This is a genomic window from Thermodesulfovibrio aggregans (assembly GCF_001514535.1).
GTDB classification, from domain to species: Bacteria; Nitrospirota; Thermodesulfovibrionia; order Thermodesulfovibrionales; family Thermodesulfovibrionaceae; genus Thermodesulfovibrio; species Thermodesulfovibrio aggregans.
Window position 1 is genome coordinate 803,368 of record NZ_BCNO01000001.1, and the last position, 17,168, is coordinate 820,535.

General features: G+C 35.6%; 20 protein-coding genes and 1 pseudogene. 18 read left to right on the plus strand and 3 right to left on the minus strand.

What is annotated here, in order from left to right; all coding sequences use genetic code 11:
• The coding region (locus TAGGR_RS10625) for a hypothetical protein (protein ID WP_153000493.1) at window positions 1-188 on the minus strand (188 nt) is incomplete at its 3' end.
• A 149-nt stretch (window positions 189-337) separates the two neighbouring features.
• Here TAGGR_RS10625 and TAGGR_RS04050 point away from each other — a divergent pair.
• Window positions 338-2,176: a sensor histidine kinase gene (locus TAGGR_RS04050; protein WP_059176066.1), complete on the plus strand. Its 1,839-nt coding sequence runs from the start codon at window positions 338-340 to the stop codon at window positions 2,174-2,176.
• Here the strand turns inward: TAGGR_RS04050 and TAGGR_RS04055 are convergent.
• Window positions 2,162-2,530, minus strand: coding sequence for a response regulator (locus TAGGR_RS04055; RefSeq protein ID WP_059176067.1), 369 nt, complete (start codon window positions 2,528-2,530; stop codon window positions 2,162-2,164). The genes TAGGR_RS04050 and TAGGR_RS04055 overlap by 15 nt on opposite strands.
• Before the next feature lie 76 nt (window positions 2,531-2,606).
• On the opposite strand from TAGGR_RS04055, the gene hemL reads away from it, so the two are divergent.
• Genes hemL through TAGGR_RS04080 form a run of 6 tightly spaced genes read left to right on the plus strand, consistent with a single transcriptional unit; the run spans window position 2,607 to window position 6,462 of the window.
• A complete protein-coding gene (gene hemL / locus TAGGR_RS04060) occupies window positions 2,607-3,890 on the plus strand; it encodes a glutamate-1-semialdehyde 2,1-aminomutase (protein ID WP_059176068.1) in 1,284 nt (427 codons plus the stop codon).
• Window positions 3,887-4,411, plus strand: coding sequence for a TorD/DmsD family molecular chaperone (locus TAGGR_RS04065; protein WP_059176069.1), 525 nt, complete (start codon window positions 3,887-3,889; stop codon window positions 4,409-4,411). The genes hemL and TAGGR_RS04065 overlap by 4 nt, the downstream gene beginning before the upstream one ends.
• Window positions 4,404-4,664, plus strand: coding sequence for an AtpZ/AtpI family protein (locus TAGGR_RS04070; protein WP_059176070.1), 261 nt, complete (start codon window positions 4,404-4,406; stop codon window positions 4,662-4,664). The genes TAGGR_RS04065 and TAGGR_RS04070 overlap by 8 nt, the downstream gene beginning before the upstream one ends.
• On the plus strand, window positions 4,633-4,998 hold the full coding sequence (locus TAGGR_RS04075) for a hypothetical protein (RefSeq protein ID WP_059176071.1): 366 nt from the start codon (window positions 4,633-4,635) through the stop codon (window positions 4,996-4,998). Before TAGGR_RS04070 ends, TAGGR_RS04075 begins: the two co-directional genes overlap by 32 nt.
• Window positions 4,995-5,147, plus strand: coding sequence for a hypothetical protein (locus tag TAGGR_RS10435; RefSeq protein WP_153000442.1), 153 nt, complete (start codon window positions 4,995-4,997; stop codon window positions 5,145-5,147). The genes TAGGR_RS04075 and TAGGR_RS10435 overlap by 4 nt, the downstream gene beginning before the upstream one ends.
• Window positions 5,140-6,462 carry a phosphoglucose isomerase-related protein gene (locus TAGGR_RS04080; RefSeq protein WP_059176072.1) on the plus strand — a complete coding sequence of 441 codons (1,323 nt, stop codon included), beginning with the start codon at window positions 5,140-5,142 and terminating at the stop codon, window positions 6,460-6,462. The genes TAGGR_RS10435 and TAGGR_RS04080 overlap by 8 nt, the downstream gene beginning before the upstream one ends.
• Here TAGGR_RS04080 and TAGGR_RS04085 read toward each other — a convergent pair.
• Window positions 6,459-7,010 (minus strand): thermonuclease family protein, encoded by a 552-nt coding sequence (locus tag TAGGR_RS04085; RefSeq protein WP_059176073.1) that lies wholly within the window; start codon window positions 7,008-7,010, stop codon window positions 6,459-6,461. The two genes, TAGGR_RS04080 and TAGGR_RS04085, sit on opposite strands and share 4 nt — an antisense overlap.
• Before the next feature lie 14 nt (window positions 7,011-7,024).
• On the opposite strand from TAGGR_RS04085, the gene TAGGR_RS04090 reads away from it, so the two are divergent.
• From TAGGR_RS04090 to TAGGR_RS11075, 11 genes and pseudogenes are all read left to right on the plus strand, one after another.
• On the plus strand, window positions 7,025-7,537 hold the full coding sequence (locus tag TAGGR_RS04090) for a shikimate kinase (RefSeq protein WP_059176074.1): 513 nt from the start codon (window positions 7,025-7,027) through the stop codon (window positions 7,535-7,537).
• Window positions 7,524-8,603: a 3-dehydroquinate synthase gene (gene aroB / locus TAGGR_RS04095; protein ID WP_059176075.1), complete on the plus strand. Its 1,080-nt coding sequence runs from the start codon at window positions 7,524-7,526 to the stop codon at window positions 8,601-8,603. Before TAGGR_RS04090 ends, aroB begins: the two co-directional genes overlap by 14 nt.
• On the plus strand, window positions 8,596-9,285 hold the full coding sequence (locus TAGGR_RS04100; protein WP_059176076.1) for a response regulator: 690 nt from the start codon (window positions 8,596-8,598) through the stop codon (window positions 9,283-9,285). Before aroB ends, TAGGR_RS04100 begins: the two co-directional genes overlap by 8 nt.
• Entirely contained in the window at window positions 9,285-10,451 is a 1,167-nt protein-coding gene (locus TAGGR_RS04105) for a sensor histidine kinase (protein ID WP_059176077.1), read from the plus strand. Before TAGGR_RS04100 ends, TAGGR_RS04105 begins: the two co-directional genes overlap by 1 nt.
• Window positions 10,452-10,547: 96 nt before the next feature.
• A complete protein-coding gene (locus TAGGR_RS04110) occupies window positions 10,548-11,576 on the plus strand; it encodes a hydrogenase small subunit (protein ID WP_059176078.1) in 1,029 nt (342 codons plus the stop codon).
• A 15-nt stretch (window positions 11,577-11,591) separates the two neighbouring features.
• Window positions 11,592-13,262, plus strand: coding sequence for a nickel-dependent hydrogenase large subunit (locus TAGGR_RS04115; RefSeq protein WP_059176079.1), 1,671 nt, complete (start codon window positions 11,592-11,594; stop codon window positions 13,260-13,262).
• 83 nt (window positions 13,263-13,345) lie between these two features.
• Window positions 13,346-13,834, plus strand: a complete 489-nt coding sequence (locus TAGGR_RS04120; protein WP_059176080.1) for a HyaD/HybD family hydrogenase maturation endopeptidase — start codon at window positions 13,346-13,348, stop codon at window positions 13,832-13,834.
• Entirely contained in the window at window positions 13,807-14,061 is a 255-nt protein-coding gene (locus tag TAGGR_RS04125) for a HypC/HybG/HupF family hydrogenase formation chaperone (protein WP_059176081.1), read from the plus strand. Before TAGGR_RS04120 ends, TAGGR_RS04125 begins: the two co-directional genes overlap by 28 nt.
• Entirely contained in the window at window positions 14,043-14,264 is a 222-nt protein-coding gene (locus TAGGR_RS04130; RefSeq protein WP_059176082.1) for a sulfurtransferase TusA family protein, read from the plus strand. The genes TAGGR_RS04125 and TAGGR_RS04130 overlap by 19 nt, the downstream gene beginning before the upstream one ends.
• A 2-nt stretch (window positions 14,265-14,266) precedes the next feature.
• Complete coding sequence (locus tag TAGGR_RS04135; protein WP_059176083.1) at window positions 14,267-16,168, plus strand: ATP-binding protein; 1,902 nt, start codon at window positions 14,267-14,269, stop codon at window positions 16,166-16,168.
• A gap of 5 nt (window positions 16,169-16,173) precedes the next feature.
• Window positions 16,174-16,539, plus strand: a pseudogene (locus tag TAGGR_RS11075) (dCTP deaminase); the annotation flags it as partial.
• Window positions 16,540-17,168 lie beyond the last annotated feature (629 nt).

The window sequence follows — 17,168 nt, forward strand, 5'->3', positions numbered from 1 at the left end:
GGGGTTCTTTCATATTTTTGAGCCCCTGTAAGTGCTGTTATCTCCTCTTGTAATGCTAATTCAATAAACTTTTTCTTCATTAACTTCATTCTTTGTTCAAGTTCTTCCCAGAAAGATTCATTAAAATTTCTGTTGAATTCTTTCCATAAATCTGGTAACCTTAAATTAGTTAAAGGTTTTTCTTTCATGGGTGTATTCCTCCTTTCTTTGTTTGATTTTTGGGTAATTTAATGGAGGATACACCCTCTTTTATTGCTCTGTCAATTTTACACATAAAAAATTTTACACTACCGTTTTATTTTATTTTTCCCTGAAGTTTATTGAAGACAAAAAAAATATGGATGCCTATCATAAAGAATTAACTTTACAGAGAATTTCTCTTGAAGTTAAGGATAAAATTAAGTTTTACAGCGATTTTATAAAAATTATCGCCACTTCAGAAGAATTTAAAAACTTTGCCATAAGAAAAACCGAACAACTTGACAAATATCTTTCCTATCTCAATCAAAGTCTTGATACGGATTTGATGTTTTTTGTAGATAAAAATGGGTATGTAAAAGCCAGCTCTGCAGAATACAAAGAAATTATTATAAATGAAAATGTTAGTATGAGGAAGTATTTCAGAGAATCAATTAATGGAAATCTTTCGGTTTTCTTGGCAAGAGGAATTTATACAGGAAGAGATGATATAAAAGTTTCCTACCCGATTTATGATAAAGACAGAATAATAGGTGTACTTGTTTTTCAATTTGAGATAAGTGAGAATTTTAAAAAGCAGATTGCCATGGAAAATGCTTTTGTAATGCATTCTTCAGGTGGTATTCTGATAGGAAGGCCAGAGTTAAGAAATAGATTAATTTTTAATACTGCAGAAGAGGAGATCAACAGAATTTACAGAGAAAAAATATTCGGCAATGATAAACTTTTACCGACAGAATTTAAACAGATAGGCGAAGATGTTTTCGAGGATTTTAAAGGGGAAAAATGGCAGATTATTAAATGGAAACTTGCAGAAGATTGGTATCTTGCAAGTTTTTTAAATCTTTCATTATATGAAAATTATAAAGCCTTTCTATTTGCTGGTTTGATCATACTTGCCTTTGTCTCTCATTATTTTACCGTAAGAGGTTTTGAAAGAGTAAGAAACATTTTCCTTAATCTTGCTGAAGAAGTTGAGGAAAAAAGAATTGCCTTTGATGCAATGGATACAGGAATAATTTATACTGATACTTCAGGCAAAATAAAATACCTAAATAAAGAAGCAATGAGAATTTTAGATATTTCTGAAGAGGAAAAAGAAAATATTACAGAACTATCTTTTAAGGCTCATGAAAACCCGGAATTTAAGATTTTAAAATATAAGGGAAAGGAAATTCCTGTTATTCATAGCGAAAATCCAATAGCTATAAAGGGAGTTAAATTTGGTGATGTAATAACAATTAAGGATGCTACAGAAATAATACAAAGGCAGGAAATGGCAAAAAGATTGGAAAGATTAAATGTAATTACAAAGATTTCTGCTGGAATTGTTCATGATTTTAATAACTATCTTATGGTGCTTACAGGCAATCTTTCTTTGCTCAGAGAACTTGAGACTTCAGAAGATAAAAAAAGAAATATAGAAAAAATGTTAGAGGCGACAAAGATGATGAGCACAATTATTGAACAATTGAGAGACTTAAGCCCTGATCTTGTTTCAAAAAGAGAAAAAATTAGTGTTGAAGATATAGTTAAAACTTCGGCAGCCTTTGTTTTAGGTGAGAGTAAAATAAATTATACAATTGAATCAGAGCCTTCTTTGTTGCCCATTTATGCTGACAGCGCACAACTCTACAGGGTATTTCAAAATATCTTAATGAATGCAAAACAGGCCATGAATAATGAGGGTGATATCAGAATCCAGCTTAAAAATATCAACAATGACGGGGAAATAAGGGATTTAAAAAAAGGCAAATATGTTTGTATCACAATAACTGATTCAGGTCCTGGAATTCCTGAAGAATACATTGATAAAATATTTGATCCTTTCTTTACGATGAAAAAAGAAGGTAAAGGGCTTGGATTAAGTATTGTTAAGAGCATAGTAGAAAAAATGGAAGGTAAAATAGAAGTTGAAAGCACTGTAGGTAAGGGAACAACATTTAGAATATATATTCCGGCATCAGAGAATATTTAATTTTTTTAGAATTTCCTTAAGTTCATCAAGTGTGTAGGGTTTATTGAGAATGCCTTTAAAACCTATTTTTTCATATTCAGTAATAGATGAATTATTAGAGTATCCGCTTGATATTATTGCTTTTACCTGAGATGAAATCTCTCTAATTTTTTGCATAACCTCTATACCAGAAATGCCTGGCATAACAAGATCTACAAAGACAACATCAAATGGTTTATCAGAAGATTTGAATTTTTCAAGAGCTTCCTCTCCATTTTTAGCAACTGCAACTTCAAAGTCAAGAAATTCAAGCATTGCTTTTAGTGTGTCTCTAACAAGTTCGTTGTCATCAATAACAAGTGCTTTTTTTGTCATAACTAATTATACCATAATTGAGATTTTATTGAGTTTTTTGTTATTTTTTTATTGAAATAAAAATTTGGAGGTAAAGATGAAAACTAAAAAATCTCAGAAACTCTATAAAAAAGCTCTCACACTTATGCCAGGAGGAGTCAACAGCCCTGTAAGAGCGTTCAAAGCAGTAGGAGGCAATCCATTATTCATAGCAAAAGCAAAGGGTTCAAAAATCTATGATGTTGACGGAAATGAATACATAGACTATGTTCTTTCCTGGGGTCCTCTTATTCTTGGACATGCCCATCCAGCAGTTGTAAAGGCTTTGAAAAAAGCAGTTGAAAGGGGAACGAGCTATGGTGCACCAACTGAGCTGGAAATTGAACTTGCAAAGCTTGTAAAAAAAGCTTTCCCATCAATTGAAAAAATCCGCATGGTTAATTCAGGAACAGAAGCTACCATGTCTGCTATAAGACTGGCAAGAGGCTTTACAAAGAGAGATAAGGTTATAAAGTTTGAAGGATGCTACCATGGTCATGTTGATGGACTTCTGGTTTCAGCTGGCTCAGGTGGAGCTACCTTTGGAATTCCAGACAGTCTTGGAGTGCCTGTTTCTTATACTAAGGAGACAATTGTTTTACCCTTTAATGATATAGAAGCTTTCAGGGCAACTTTAAAGGAGCACGGAAAAGAAATTGCCTGTGTGATTTTAGAGCCTGTTATAGGGAATATGGGATGTATCCTGCCAAGACAGGAGTTTCTGGAAGCCTTAAGAGAGGAAACAGAGAAATACGAAATAGTTCTAATTTTTGACGAGGTTATGACAGGATTTAGAGTTTCCTTTGGTGGAGCGCAGTCTTATTTTGGAATTAAACCTGATTTAACATGTCTTGGAAAGGTTATTGGAGGAGGGCTTCCTGTTGGTGCCTATGGAGGTAAAAAGGAGATAATGAGCTTTGTTGCACCTGAAGGAGGAGTTTATCAGGCTGGAACACTTTCTGGAAATCCTCTTGCAGTCTCAGCAGGGATTGAAACACTAAAGATTCTTTCAAAAGCTTCAACATATAAAAAGCTTGACAAAATTATGCAGCATCTTGAAGAAGGGCTAAAAGATGCTGCCAAAAGAGCAGGCATAAAAGTTAAATTTTACAGAGCAGGAACAATGTTCTGTACTTATTTTACTGAAACTGATGTTATTGATGCTCGGACAGCTAAAACTTCTGATACTGAAAAGTTTAAAAAGTTTTTCTGGGGGATGCTTGAGCGAGGAGTCTATATTGCACCATCTCAGTTTGAAGCAGGTTTTATCTCACTTGCCCATACTCAAAAAGATATCGAAAAAACTGTAAAAGCAGCTTATGAAGTTTTTAAAAAGCTATGAACTTTCTTGACCCTGTGGACTTAGAAAGAGCAGAAGTTTACCGACTTTTGGCTTATCTATTTATGGCAATTCCTCAAATTGAACATATTGAGGATTTTAAGAGCATTGCTGAAATCTCAGTTAATGATACCTATGAAGAGATTTGTGATGATTATATAGAGTTGTTTGTGGAAGGTGAAGTTCCAAACTATGAAGGATTTTATCTATCAGAAATTTACAAAGATGTTCCTGTAAGTTTTGAACTTAAGGATGTTCAGCATTTTTACTGGACTGCTGGAGTTGCCATAGATGAAGAAATAGACCTTCCACATGATCATATATCAGTAGAACTTCTCTTTATGAGCTATCTGATTGAGCAAAATCTTAGAGATTTACAGATTGAGTTTCTTAGAAGACTCTGTGAATGGATTCCTCTGTTTTGTGATACTTTGTATGAAAAAGCAAAAACTGATTTTTACAAAGAGGTTGCAACTTTTTTAAAAGAGTTTGTATTATCAGAATGTGAGGGAAGCATTGAGTGAGGAAAGTCCTAAAAAATCCATCTTTAAGGTAATTCTCGAAGCTTCAGCTTTAGGAATTAATTTCGTTCTTTGTGTAATTATTGGAGCGGTTCTTGGATATTTGATAGATAAATTTGTATTTGGTAAAACTTTTCCATTGTTTTCTCTGATTTTTTTAGCTGCCGGATTTGTGGCAGGTGTAAAAGAAATTTTTAGATTTATAAGGAAGGTGAACAAAGCAGATGGACAGGGAAGTAATAAGGAGAGTCAATAGGCAGACTTTAATTTTAGTACCAAGCCTTGCTTTAGCAACTTATTTAATCTGGCAAGACTGGATAGTTACATTTAATGTTCTTCTTGGAGGATTTATAAGCTGGTTAAGTTTAAGAGAGCTTGCATGGGCTGTAAAGAAATTTTTTGGGAAACCAATGTTTCAGCTTACTGTGATTGGATTAAGTTATCTTAAACTTGGTGTCATATTCTTGTTTTTAATGTTCCTTGCAATTCATGGCTTGTTCAGTATTAAAGGATTATTGATAGGATTTATAGCTATCTTGATAATCTCTACAAAAGAGGCTTATTTATTCATCAGGGGGCAAAAATCTTGAGCTGGCAGTTATACCTTCTTCTTGCTCTTGCACTTCTTGTAATTATGGCATTCAAAATTACAAAGGTTTTAGCAACGATTATTATTTTATCTGTTTTGATAGTTTTTGTAGTAGCCTATTTTTCAAAGAAAGGAGGCAGAGGTGGTTAAATTAGATTTTTCCAATATTTTATATGAACAGATAGGAGACAATGGGCTTTCTGCTTCTGAGGTTGAGTCTACTGCTAAAAAGGCAATAAGTTTATTTTCAGAAATGCCATATAAAGAACTTGAATTTTTGGATATATACAGGCAAGACCTAACCATGATTAAAGAGCTTGCTAAAAAAGCAAGAGATTATGAATATTTTATACTTCTTGGAATAGGAGGAAGTGCACTTGGTCCTAAGGTTATAGTTGAATCACTCAGCCCCATGCATAATCTTAAGAGAAAACCTAAGATTTTTATTTATGATAATGTTGATCCTGTAACATTTAAAAACATTATTGAAACAGTTGATTTAAATAGAACTCTTATAAATGTTGTATCAAAGTCTGGAGCTACTTCAGAAACTTTAGCCTCCTTTTTGATTCTCTGGAAACTAATAAGAGACAGAAAACTTGAAGTAAATGAGCACTTTGTATTTACCACAGACCCAGAAAAAGGGAATTTAAGAATAATTGCTAATGAGTATGAAATACCCTGTCTTTCAATTCCAAAAAATGTTGTTGGAAGATACTCTGTTCTTTCTCCTGTTGGTCTATTTTTACTCGAAATTCTTGGGATTAAGAGTGAAGAAATGCTGGAAGGTGCAAGAGATATCTCAGAAAGGGCTTTAAAGACCTCATTACAGGAAAATTCAATGGCTGTTACCGCATCGTCCTTATATTTAATGGACAAACTTAAAGGAAGAAAAGTGGTTGTTTTTCTTCCTTACTCTGATAGACTCAAAACACTTTCAGAGTGGTTCTGTCAGCTCTGGGCAGAAAGCCTTGGCAAAGAAGGAAATGGAACCACCCCCTATCCTTCATTAGGGACAACAGACCAGCACTCTCAACTCCAGTTATGGATGGAAGGTCCTGAAGACAAGGTTATCCTCTTTGTCTGTGTTGAGAGGCATGGATATCAGGAAGAGATTCCCGAGGAGTTCCATGATCTGGAAGGTTTAAGATTTCTTGGTGGACATACTCTTGAGGAACTTATCAATACAGAACAGCTTGCCACAGAAATGGCTTTAACAATGAATAAAAAACCAAATCTTAAACTAATCCTTCCAAAGATTGATCCTTATAGAATTGGTCAGATTTTTCAGTATCTACAGGTTGTAACTGCAATGGCAGGGCTTCTTTACGGAGTTAATCCTTTCAATCAGCCAGGAGTTGAGCTTGGCAAAAGACTCACATACGGAGCTCTTGGTAAAAGAGGATTTGAGACAGAAGGAGAGGAAATTAAAACCTATTTAAAAAAGCCGAGATTCATAATTTAGTCTCTTGGATGCTTCTTCCTCCACTCTGAAGGAGCCTCTGTGAGTCCATCTTTGCCCCATATTCCTTTTTTCTCCTCTCTTGCTAATCTTTGTGCCTGTAAAAGCCATTCAGCATACTTAACATTTGGTGGAACTGTATAAATAACAGCATATCCATCTCTTACCATCATATAGTTGAGCATTCTTCCCTGTTTATCCCAAAGATATGCGAGAATTCTTCCATATCTGTCTCTGTGTTGAACATCAAGCTCAATTTTTACCTGCCAGTCACTTTCCTTAATAAGTTTTCTTAGATGATTTTTAGCCCTTCTTCCCCAGGGTTCCTGTGCAAGTTCTGGTGCATCTATTCCAATAAGGCGAACTCTTTCAGTTTTAACAAAAAATCCTAAAAAACCACCTGTAATGATGGTAACAGTGTCACCATCATTGATTTCAGTGACTTTATAGTATTCAACATCCTTTTTTGCACAGGCAGTGGTAAAAATGAAAAAGACCAGAGCAAGGACAGTCCCGAGTCCTATGAAATTTTTAGTATAATAGTATTGCATAATTTAATTTTAGCATGAAAAACATTGTTCTCATAGGATTCATGGGCACAGGGAAGAGCTCGGTTGGGAAAATTCTGTCAGAAAAGCTTGGTTTTAAGTTCATTGATGTTGATGAAGTTATTGAAAAAACCACAGGAATGAAAATAAGTGAGATATTTTCAAGATTTGGAGAGCCTCGTTTCAGAGACATTGAATCAGAAGTTATAAATCTCATAACCAAAAAAGACTCACAGGTTATTGCCACTGGAGGTGGAGTTGTATTAAGAGAAGAGAATATGAAAAAGCTTAAAGAAAATGGAGTGATTTTTTGCCTTAAAGCTTCAGAAAATGTTATTTTTGAGAGAGTGAAAGGTTGTAAAGACAGACCTTTACTGCAGGTTGAAAATCCTGAGGAAAGGATAAAGGAACTTCTTAACAGAAGAAAACCTCTTTACGAAAAAGCAGATTTTTGCATTGACACCGAAGGATTAACTCCTGAGCAGGTGGCAGAAAAAATAATTGAGAGGTTGAGAGATGGAGAAACTTAGAGTTGAACTTGGTGAACGAAGCTATGAAGTTCTCATTGACAGAGGGAACATCCCTTTAATTGGAGAGAGATTACTCAGATTCTCTATAGGAAAGAAGGTAGCTCTGATCAGCAATCCAAAGATTTTTGAGCTTTATGGCGAAAAAGTAACATCTTCCCTAAAAAAAGAAGGCTTTGATCCTTATGTAGTTTTAATTCCCGATGGAGAGCTTTACAAAGACTATTTCTGGGCATATCATATTATAACCAGACTTCTTGAATCAGGATTTGACAGAAAATCCTGTCTGATTGCTTTAGGAGGAGGAGTTATTGGAGATATAACAGGCTTTGTTGCTTCCATATACATGAGAGGGATACCTTATATTCAGATACCTACAACCTTGCTTGCTCAAGTTGACAGTTCAGTTGGAGGAAAGACAGCTGTTAATCATCCTCTTGGCAAAAACATGATTGGTAGTTTCTGGCAACCTTCTCTGGTATGGATTGATGTTGACACTCTTGATACTTTACCAGAAAGAGAGTTTATTTCAGGACTGGCTGAGGTTATAAAATACGGTATTATATGGGATAACGAGTTTTTTGAGTTACTTGATAAAAACAAAGAAAAAATTTTAAGAAAAGAAAAGGAAATACTAATTCAGATAATAAAAAGAGCCTGTGAAATTAAAGCAGAGGTTGTATCAAAGGATGAAAGAGAAAGCAGCTTGAGAGCTATATTAAATTATGGACATACCATAGGACACGCCATTGAAACTCTGACAGGTTACAGTAGTTATCTTCATGGAGAGGCAATTTCAATTGGAATGGTTTATGAGGCCAAACTTAGTAGCATTCTTGGTTTTCTTGACAGGGAAAGTCTGGAAAGAATAAAGAATATTTTGAAAAACTTCGGGTTACCCATAAATCTACCCCTTAATATGGATTTCTCAGCCATGATAAAAACCATTTTGCTTGATAAAAAGAACATTGAAGGCAAGCTGAGAATGGTCTTTCCAGAGGCAATAGGCAAAATGAAAATAAACTTTGAAATATCAGAGGAAGATTTAAAAAAGGTTTTAAATGAATGAAAAAATTTTAATTGTTGAGGACGAAAAGGAGATCGCTGATTTAATAGCTTACACTCTTAAAAAGGAAAAATTTGATGTCTCAGTAGCTCTTGATGGTGAGACAGCTTTAAAGAAACTGAGAGAGAATTTCTTTGACCTTGTGATTCTTGACCTCATGTTACCCAAGATTCAGGGGCTTGAGATATGCAAAATTATTAGAAATAACCCAGAGATGCAGAAAACAGGAATAATAATTGTAACCGCAAAAGGTGAAGAGCTTGACAAAATCACAGGACTGGAAGCAGGAGCAGACGACTACATTACAAAGCCTTTCAGTCCAAAAGAGCTTTTGGCAAGAACAAAAGCAGTTTTAAGAAGAACAATCCGAGCACATTCTGAGCAGAAAATTATAAAAATAAAAGAAATGGTAATAGATAAGGAAAAATATCTGGTAACAGTAAAAGGTCAGCCAAAAAGACTTTCAGCAACTGAGTTTAAGCTTCTTTTATACCTTGCAGAAAGACCAAATAAAATTTTTAACAGAGACCATCTTCTTGATGCTGTATGGGGACAGGATATTTATGTAGATGCAAGAACCGTTGATGTCCATATAAGAAGACTTCGTTTGAAAATTGAAGATGATCCAGATAATCCAGAATATATAAAGACTCTTCGCGGAGTTGGTTACTATATTGAGGATTAATGATAGTGGAATTATTAATTTTTCTGATTTTTATTTTAATTCTTATAATTTTGATACTTTCAGCGAAAATAAAAACCCTTTATCAAAAGATACAGGAGTTACAGACCAATAGAGATATTTACGAAATTCCTCAAATCAAGTCACCTCAAAGTTTTGAAACAATCTTAAAGTCAATAACAGATGGTCTTCTCATTATTAATCCAAAGGGATACATAATGCTTGCTAATCAAAGCTTTAGGGATATTTTAAAGATAGATGAATCTCCAGAAGGTAAGCAGGTTATTGAAGTTGTGAGAAATATAGATTTAATAAATCTGATTAGTTCAGTTATGAGTAAAAAGCAGGACCTGGCAGAGGAAATAGAAATTAAAAAAGCAGGAAAGGATATCTATATTCTTGCTAAAGCTATGCCTGTATTTGACTCAGAAGGTAATGTTCTATTCTTAATAATTCTTCTTCATGACATAACAAGACTTAAACAACTTGAAAATGTCAGAAGAGATTTTGTTGCCAATGTTTCCCATGAACTCAAAACTCCTGTTACTGCTATAAAAGGCTATGCGGAAACTCTTCTTGACGGAGCTCTTGATGACAAGGAAAATGCAATAAAATTTGTTGAAATCATAAAAAACCAGGCAGAAAGACTCAATGCACTTGTAGAAGATTTATTAACTTTATCGAGGATAGAGTTTGGAGATATAAAGATTGAAAAAGAAAAAGTAATGCTTGAGAGCTTAGTAGATTCAGTTTTTGAGATTTTTAAAGAAAAAGCAGAGAAAAAAGGAATTATTTTAGAAAAGGAGATTCCACCAAAGACTTTTATCTACGCAGATAAAAACAGATTTATTCAAATACTAATAAATCTTATAGATAATTCTATCAAATTTACTGAAAAAGGCTATGTAAAAGTAAGATTTTTCAAGGAGAATGACAGAGAGTTTATTTCAGTAGAAGATACAGGAATAGGAATCCCTAAAGAACATCTTCATAGAATAGGAGAAAGATTTTACAGGGTTGACAAAGCCCGTTCAAGACAGCTTGGTGGAACAGGGCTTGGACTGGCAATAGTTAAACATCTTGTTTTAGCTCATGGCTGGCAGCTTAACATTGAAAGCGAGGTTAATAAGGGAACAAAGGTAAAAATTTTGATCTCTGAAAATAATTAAGTTTAAAATTGCTTCACATCCATAAAAAACCTCTTGACAAATTCAAAAAAAAATTATAAACTTTCACTACGAAAAAAATCTTTTCAGGGGGCATGTATGGAAAGAGAAACAATCTATGAAGGATTGGTACGTAAAGGGGTTTCAAGAAGAGATTTCCTTAAATTTTGCGCTTCTACCGCAGCAGTTTTAGGACTTTCCTCTTCATTTGTTCCAAAGATCGCAGAGGCAATGGAGAAAAAGGAAAAACCTGTTGTTGTCTGGCTACACTTTCAGGACTGCACAGGATGCTCTGAAAGTGTGCTCAGGGCAACAAAACCAACAATTGGTCAGATTGTTCTTGATGTGGTATCCCTTGAATACCATGAAACAATCATGGCAGCTGCAGGACATCAGGCTGAAAAATCCCTTCATGATGCAATCAAAAAATACAAGGGTAAATACCTTGTGGTTGTAGAGGGAGCTATTCCCACAAAAGATGGAGGACTTTACTGTTGCATCGGCGGCAGGGCAGCTGTTGATATTCTTAAAGAAGTGGCAAAGGACGCAGCAGCAATCATTGCTATAGGAACCTGTGCAACCTATGGTGGAATTCCAGCAGCAAAACCAAATCCAACAGGTGCTGTTGGTGTAAGAGACATTATTAAGGATAAACCAGTAATTAATCTTCCAGGTTGTCCACTTAATGTGGAAAACTTTACTGCCACAGTAGTTTACTTCCTTACCTTTGGAAAACTTCCCAAGACAGACAATCTTGGAAGACCTCTCTTTGCCCATGGAATACTTATTCATGAGAACTGTGAAAGAAGAGGACATTTTGATACCGGTGAGTTTGCAAAATCATGGGGTGATAAAGGTCACAGGCTTGGCTGGTGCCTCTATGAATTGGGCTGTAAAGGTCCTTTTGCCTATCACAACTGTCCAACTATAAGATGGAATGATGGTACAAGCTGGCCTGTTATGGCTGGACATCCCTGTGTAGCCTGTTCTGAGCCAAAATTCTGGGATGCTAATGCTCCATTCTATGCAGGAGTTGAAAATAAAGATGGCTTTTTTGCAAAGGCATCCAAGATTGGACTTGGTGCCATGGCAGTAGCCGGATTAACCAAAAAAGAAAATAAGGAATAAATAAAGGGGGCATGTATGGCAAGATTAGTAATTGATCCAGTAACAAGAATTGAAGGACATTTAAGATGTGAAGCAGTTGTCTCCGATGGTAAAGTAAAAGACGCCTATTCATCCTGCACAATGTGGCGTGGAATAGAAATAATACTTAAAGGAAGAGACCCAAGAGAAGCATGGGTTTTTGTACAGAGACTTTGCGGTGTCTGCACTACTGTTCATGCAATTGCATCAATTAGAGCAGTAGAGGATGCTTTAAAAATCAAAGTTCCAAGAAACGCTGACCTTATTAGAAATCTCATAATGGGAAATCAATGTGTACAGGACCATGTGATTCATTTTTATCACCTCCATGCTCTTGACTGGGTTGATGTGGTCTCAGCATTAAAGGCAGACCCTGCAAAAACATCAGAACTTGCAAAAAGTATATCTTCATGGCCCAATAATTCAACAACCTACTTCAAGGCTGTTCAGGACAAGCTTAAAGCTTTTGTAGAGAGAGGACAGCTTGGAATATTTAGCAATGGATACTGGGGACATCCAGCTTATAAACTTCCGCCAGAGGCAAACCTGCTTGCTGTAGCCCATTATCTTGAAGCTCTTGACTGGCAAAAAGAAGTAATAAAGATGATGGCAATACTTGGTGCCAAAAATCCACATCCCCAGACCTTCCTTGTTGGTGGAATGGCAATTCCTATTGACCCAGATAGCCAGAATGCAATTAATGCTGGAACAATTGCTGCTCTTAATAAATACGCTGATATGGGAATCGAGTTTGTAGAGAAAGTATATATACCAGACCTTCTTGCTATTGCTTCATTCTACAAAGACTGGGCAAATTATGGTGGAAATGTGAATTTCCTCGCCTGCGGTGAATATCCAGAGGCAAATGGAAAACTCTGGTTACCAGCTGGAGTTATCAAGAATAAGAACCTCAAAGAAGTATACCCACTTGACCACAAAAAGATTCTGGAATATGTAACTCGTTCCTACTATACCTATTCAAAAGGAGACAAAGTAGGACTTCATCCATGGGATGGCGAGACCACACCAAATTATACAGGTCCAAAGCCACCCTATGAATACCTCAATGTAGACGGTAAATACAGCTGGGGTAAAGCACCAAGATATGAGGAACTGCCAATGGAAGTTGGACCTCTTGCAAGGGTCCTTGTTGCATATGCATCTGGACACAAGGAAGTAAAAGAAGTGGCAGATATGGTTATGAAAAAACTTGGCGTAGGTCCTGAAGCTCTGTTTTCAACTCTTGGAAGAACTGCAGCAAGGGGAATTATAGCTCTGGTAACAGCATACAAGATAAAGGATTTCATAAGTGAGCTTGCAGCCAACATTAAAAATGGCGATTACAAAATTGCAAACACAGAAAAGTGGGATCCAAAAACCTGGCCTGCAGAGGCAAAAGGTATGGGATGGCATGATGCGCCTCGTGGTGCTCTTTCCCATTATATAGTGATTAAAAACAAAAAGATTGAAAATTACCAGATGGTTGTTCCTTCCACATGGAATCTTTCACCAAGAGACCACAAAGGAGTAAGAGGTCCAGTGGAAGAAGCACTTGTTGGAACACCTGTTGCAGACTCAAAACAGCCTCTTGAGCTTTTGAGAACAATCCATTCATTTGACCCTTGCATGGCATGTGGTATGCATATGATTGAGGTCAGGGAGGAATAATATTCAAGGTCTAAAGTTTAAAGTTTAAAAAATATAAACCCTCCCCGTGTGGGAGGGTTTTTTATTGGGTTAGGAGGGAGAAAATGGATGTCTGTGTAATTGGAGTTGGAAATATACTTATGCAGGATGAGGGAGTTGGTCCAAAGGTAGCTGAAATACTAAAAAAAGAATATCAATTTGACCCTCAAATAGAAATAATTGATGGGGGAACACTTGGACTGGATCTGCTTCCTTATATTGAAAGATTCAATAAAATATTGCTTGTTGATGTGGTAAATTTCCATAAAGAGCCTGGTTTTATAAAAGTATTAAAAGGAGAAGAAATTCCGCCATATCTTAAGACAAAACTTTCTGTTCATCATGTAGGAGTTCAGGATTTAATTGAAGTGGCAAGACTGATGGGTTACATGCCTGAAGAATTAGTTTTAGTAGGAATTCAACCAGAAAGCATTGACCTCGGTCTTGACCTTACACCTACTCTGACTGTTAAACTAAATGAACTAATTGAAGAAGTTATAAAAATATTACAAGGCTGGGGGATAAAATGTGTCTTGCAGTCCCATCAAAAATAATAGAGATTGATGGTCCTATGGCTACTGTTGATGTAATGGGATTAAAAAAACAGGTCAGTTTAATGTTGCTTCCTGAGGAACCAAAAATTGGTGAGTATGTTTTGGTTCATGCAGGCTTTGCAATAAATAAGATGGAACCAGCAGAGGCAGAAGAAGCTCTGAAAATTTTTGAGAAAATATTTAAGGAGATGGAGGAACAGGAAAAAAGTTGGCAGACAGAGTCTTAGACTACAGCGGACTAAAATGTCCTTATCCTATATTAAAATTAAGTGCTCAATATCCTCAGTTCAAGCAGGGTGAAATTATTGAAGTAATCGGAGATTGTCCTACCTTTGAAAAAGATATAAAGGCATGGTGCCAAAAACTTGGAAAACCCATACTTAACATAGAAAAACAGGGAAATAAACTTAAGGTGACAATAAGGATTTAGTGATGGAAAAGCACCCCTGCCAATATGGTGGTTTTCTTAATTGTCAGAACTTTTTCTGTGAATATGGGCATAGTTTAAGTGAAATCTTACATTTATGCTCTAACGTTCTTGAAAACATTTCAAAAGGAGATACATCACAGAAGATAGAAATAAAAGTTCAGAGATATGCTGTTCAGAGACTGATTGATTCCATAAATAAGCTTTCTCAGGAAATAGAAGATTTGATAAATCTCAATCATGAGCTTGCAATTGGCATCTGTGAGCATTTTGATGTTTTAAGAAGGCTTCATGAGGGAGACTTCACAGCAACTGCTTCAGAGGACTCAAAGATTGAAATTGTAAGGATGCTCGGTCAGTTGATTAATAAACAAAAAGAAACATTCATGAAATTTATCAGTGACATTAAAAAACAGGATGAAGAAATTCTTCATCTTTATGAACAGCAAAGGACAATTATCTCCTCCATAGGAGTTGCCATCATAGTTGTTGAAGAAGACATGACCATTGAATTCACCAATGAAGAGTTTGAGTCTTTAACGGGATATACAACACAGGAAATTGAAGGTAAAATGAAGTGGACAGAGTTTTTTGCTGAGGAGATGTTTGAAAAAATGATAGAATATCACAAACTAAGAAGAATCTCTCCATCTCTTGCTCCAAGGCAGTATGAATCAAAACTGAAGGACAGAAACGGAAAAATTAAAGATGTTCTTATAAATGTTGCAATGATTCCCTATACGAAAAAATCAGTTGCTTCAATTATAGATATTTCCGAAAGAAAAAGAATACAGGAACAGTTAATTCATTCTCAAAAAATGGAATCCTTGGGATTTCTTTCAGGAAGAGTTGCCCATGAGTTTAATAACATTCTTACTGGAATAATAGGATTTGCAGGACTTCTTCATACAAAAATAGAAGAGCCGACACTTAAAAACTTTGTTGAAAAAATCATTGATGCAGGTGAAAGAGCAAGAGACCTGGCAAAAAAACTGCTTACATTCAGCAGAAAAGAGGAGCTTGGAGAAATTCATGAAATCAGTTTAAATAAGTATCTTAAGGAGTTTTCAGATTTTGTCAGACCAATTATCGGGAGAGATATCAAGTTAAACCTCCATGTTCCTGAGGAAGAGATTTTTTATAAAATTGATAAAACTCATCTTGAAGTAATTCTTATGAATCTCGTTACAAATGCTCGTGATGCAATGCCAGAAGGAGGAGAGCTTTCAATTGGTCTGAAAGAAATTTTTATTGATGTTGAGTATTCATATACGCATCCTCTTGTAAAGCCTGGGGATTATGTTCTCATATGCGTGTCTGATACAGGAACAGGAATGGATGAAGGGACAAAACAAAAAATATTTGAGCCCTTTTTCACAACAAAACCAAAAGGAAAAGGAACAGGTTTGGGACTTTCTACAGTTTTTGGGCTTGTAAGGCAGTATGATGGACACATCCATGTTTACAGTGAGCCTGGCAAAGGAACAACATTTAAGATATATTTACCGGTAAAAGACAGAAAACCAAAACACTCCATAAAGCCTGAACTTTTAAAGGGTAAAGAGACGATTCTTGTTGTTGATGATGATGAGCAGACAAGAGGATTTGTCTCATCCTTTCTTAAAGAATACGGTTACGCTGTTTATGAAGCTAAAAATGGGCAGGAAGCTTTAGAGCTTTATGAAAAATACAAGGACGAGATTGACCTCTGTCTTATTGACCTTGTTATGCCGGGGATTCCAGGGATTGAGGTTATGAGACATATTAAGAAAATAAAACCAGAGGCAAAGGTTATCATAATGAGCGGTCATCCAGTGCAACTTAAAGATGTTGTTTCTGTTGAGAAAACAGTATCTCCTGAGGAGATTTTACTTAAAATAAGAAATACAATTGATGAAAGGGAGTAGGACCTATGGTAAGAAATGACAGATGGATAAAACAGATGGCTCGTAAAGGAATGATTGAACCTTTTGAAGAAGGACTTGTAAGAGAAGGTGTTATTTCTTTTGGTGTAAGTTCCTATGGCTATGACATGAGAGTTGCCGATGAGTTTAAGATATTTACCAACATAAACAACACAGTGGTGGATCCCAAAAATTTTGACCCAAAAAGCTTTGTTGAGTTTAAGGGAGAAGTATGCATAATTCCTCCGAATTCTTTTGCTCTTGCCCGTTCTGTAGAGTATTTCAGAATTCCAAGAGATGTGTTAGTAATATGCATTGGAAAGTCAACCTACGCAAGATGCGGAATTATCGTAAATGTAACACCCTTAGAGCCCTGTTATGATAAGGAAACAGAAGTTTTGACACTGGAAGGCTGGAAAAAATTTGCCGATCTAAGAGGAGATGAGACTGTTGCAACGATAAATAGAGATGGAGTTTTAGAGTATCAGCCCATTTTAAAAATGCAAAAATTTAGATTTACCGGTGAGATGATTCATATTAGAGGAAGAAATATTGATCTTTTGGTTACACCCGCCCATTTGTTGTATGTTAAAAATAAGTATAAAAATTACTTTGAGTTTATACCTGCAGAAAAGCTATACGGAAAATATAACTACGAATTAAAAAGAGACTGCCTTTGGAATGCTCCTGATGTGGATTATTTTGAGCTACCATCAATAGAGCTTGATAGCATAGAAAAAAGAGGATGTAGAATAAGAAATAAAATTCTCACATGTCTTGATGGAGATTATATGGAGACTGAAGAACTTTACAAAGCCTGTGAAGTTACTGTTTCTGAAAGAACATTTTTATATCATCTGGAGAAACTTTATGAACAGGGTTTTGTTGAAAAGAAAAAGAGCAGGAAGATTATAAAAGGTCACAGTGTTGGAATTAATTTATGGAAAAAAATAAAATATGACCCCATCCCCGAGTATTTACCTCCATTAAGAATAAAAATGGA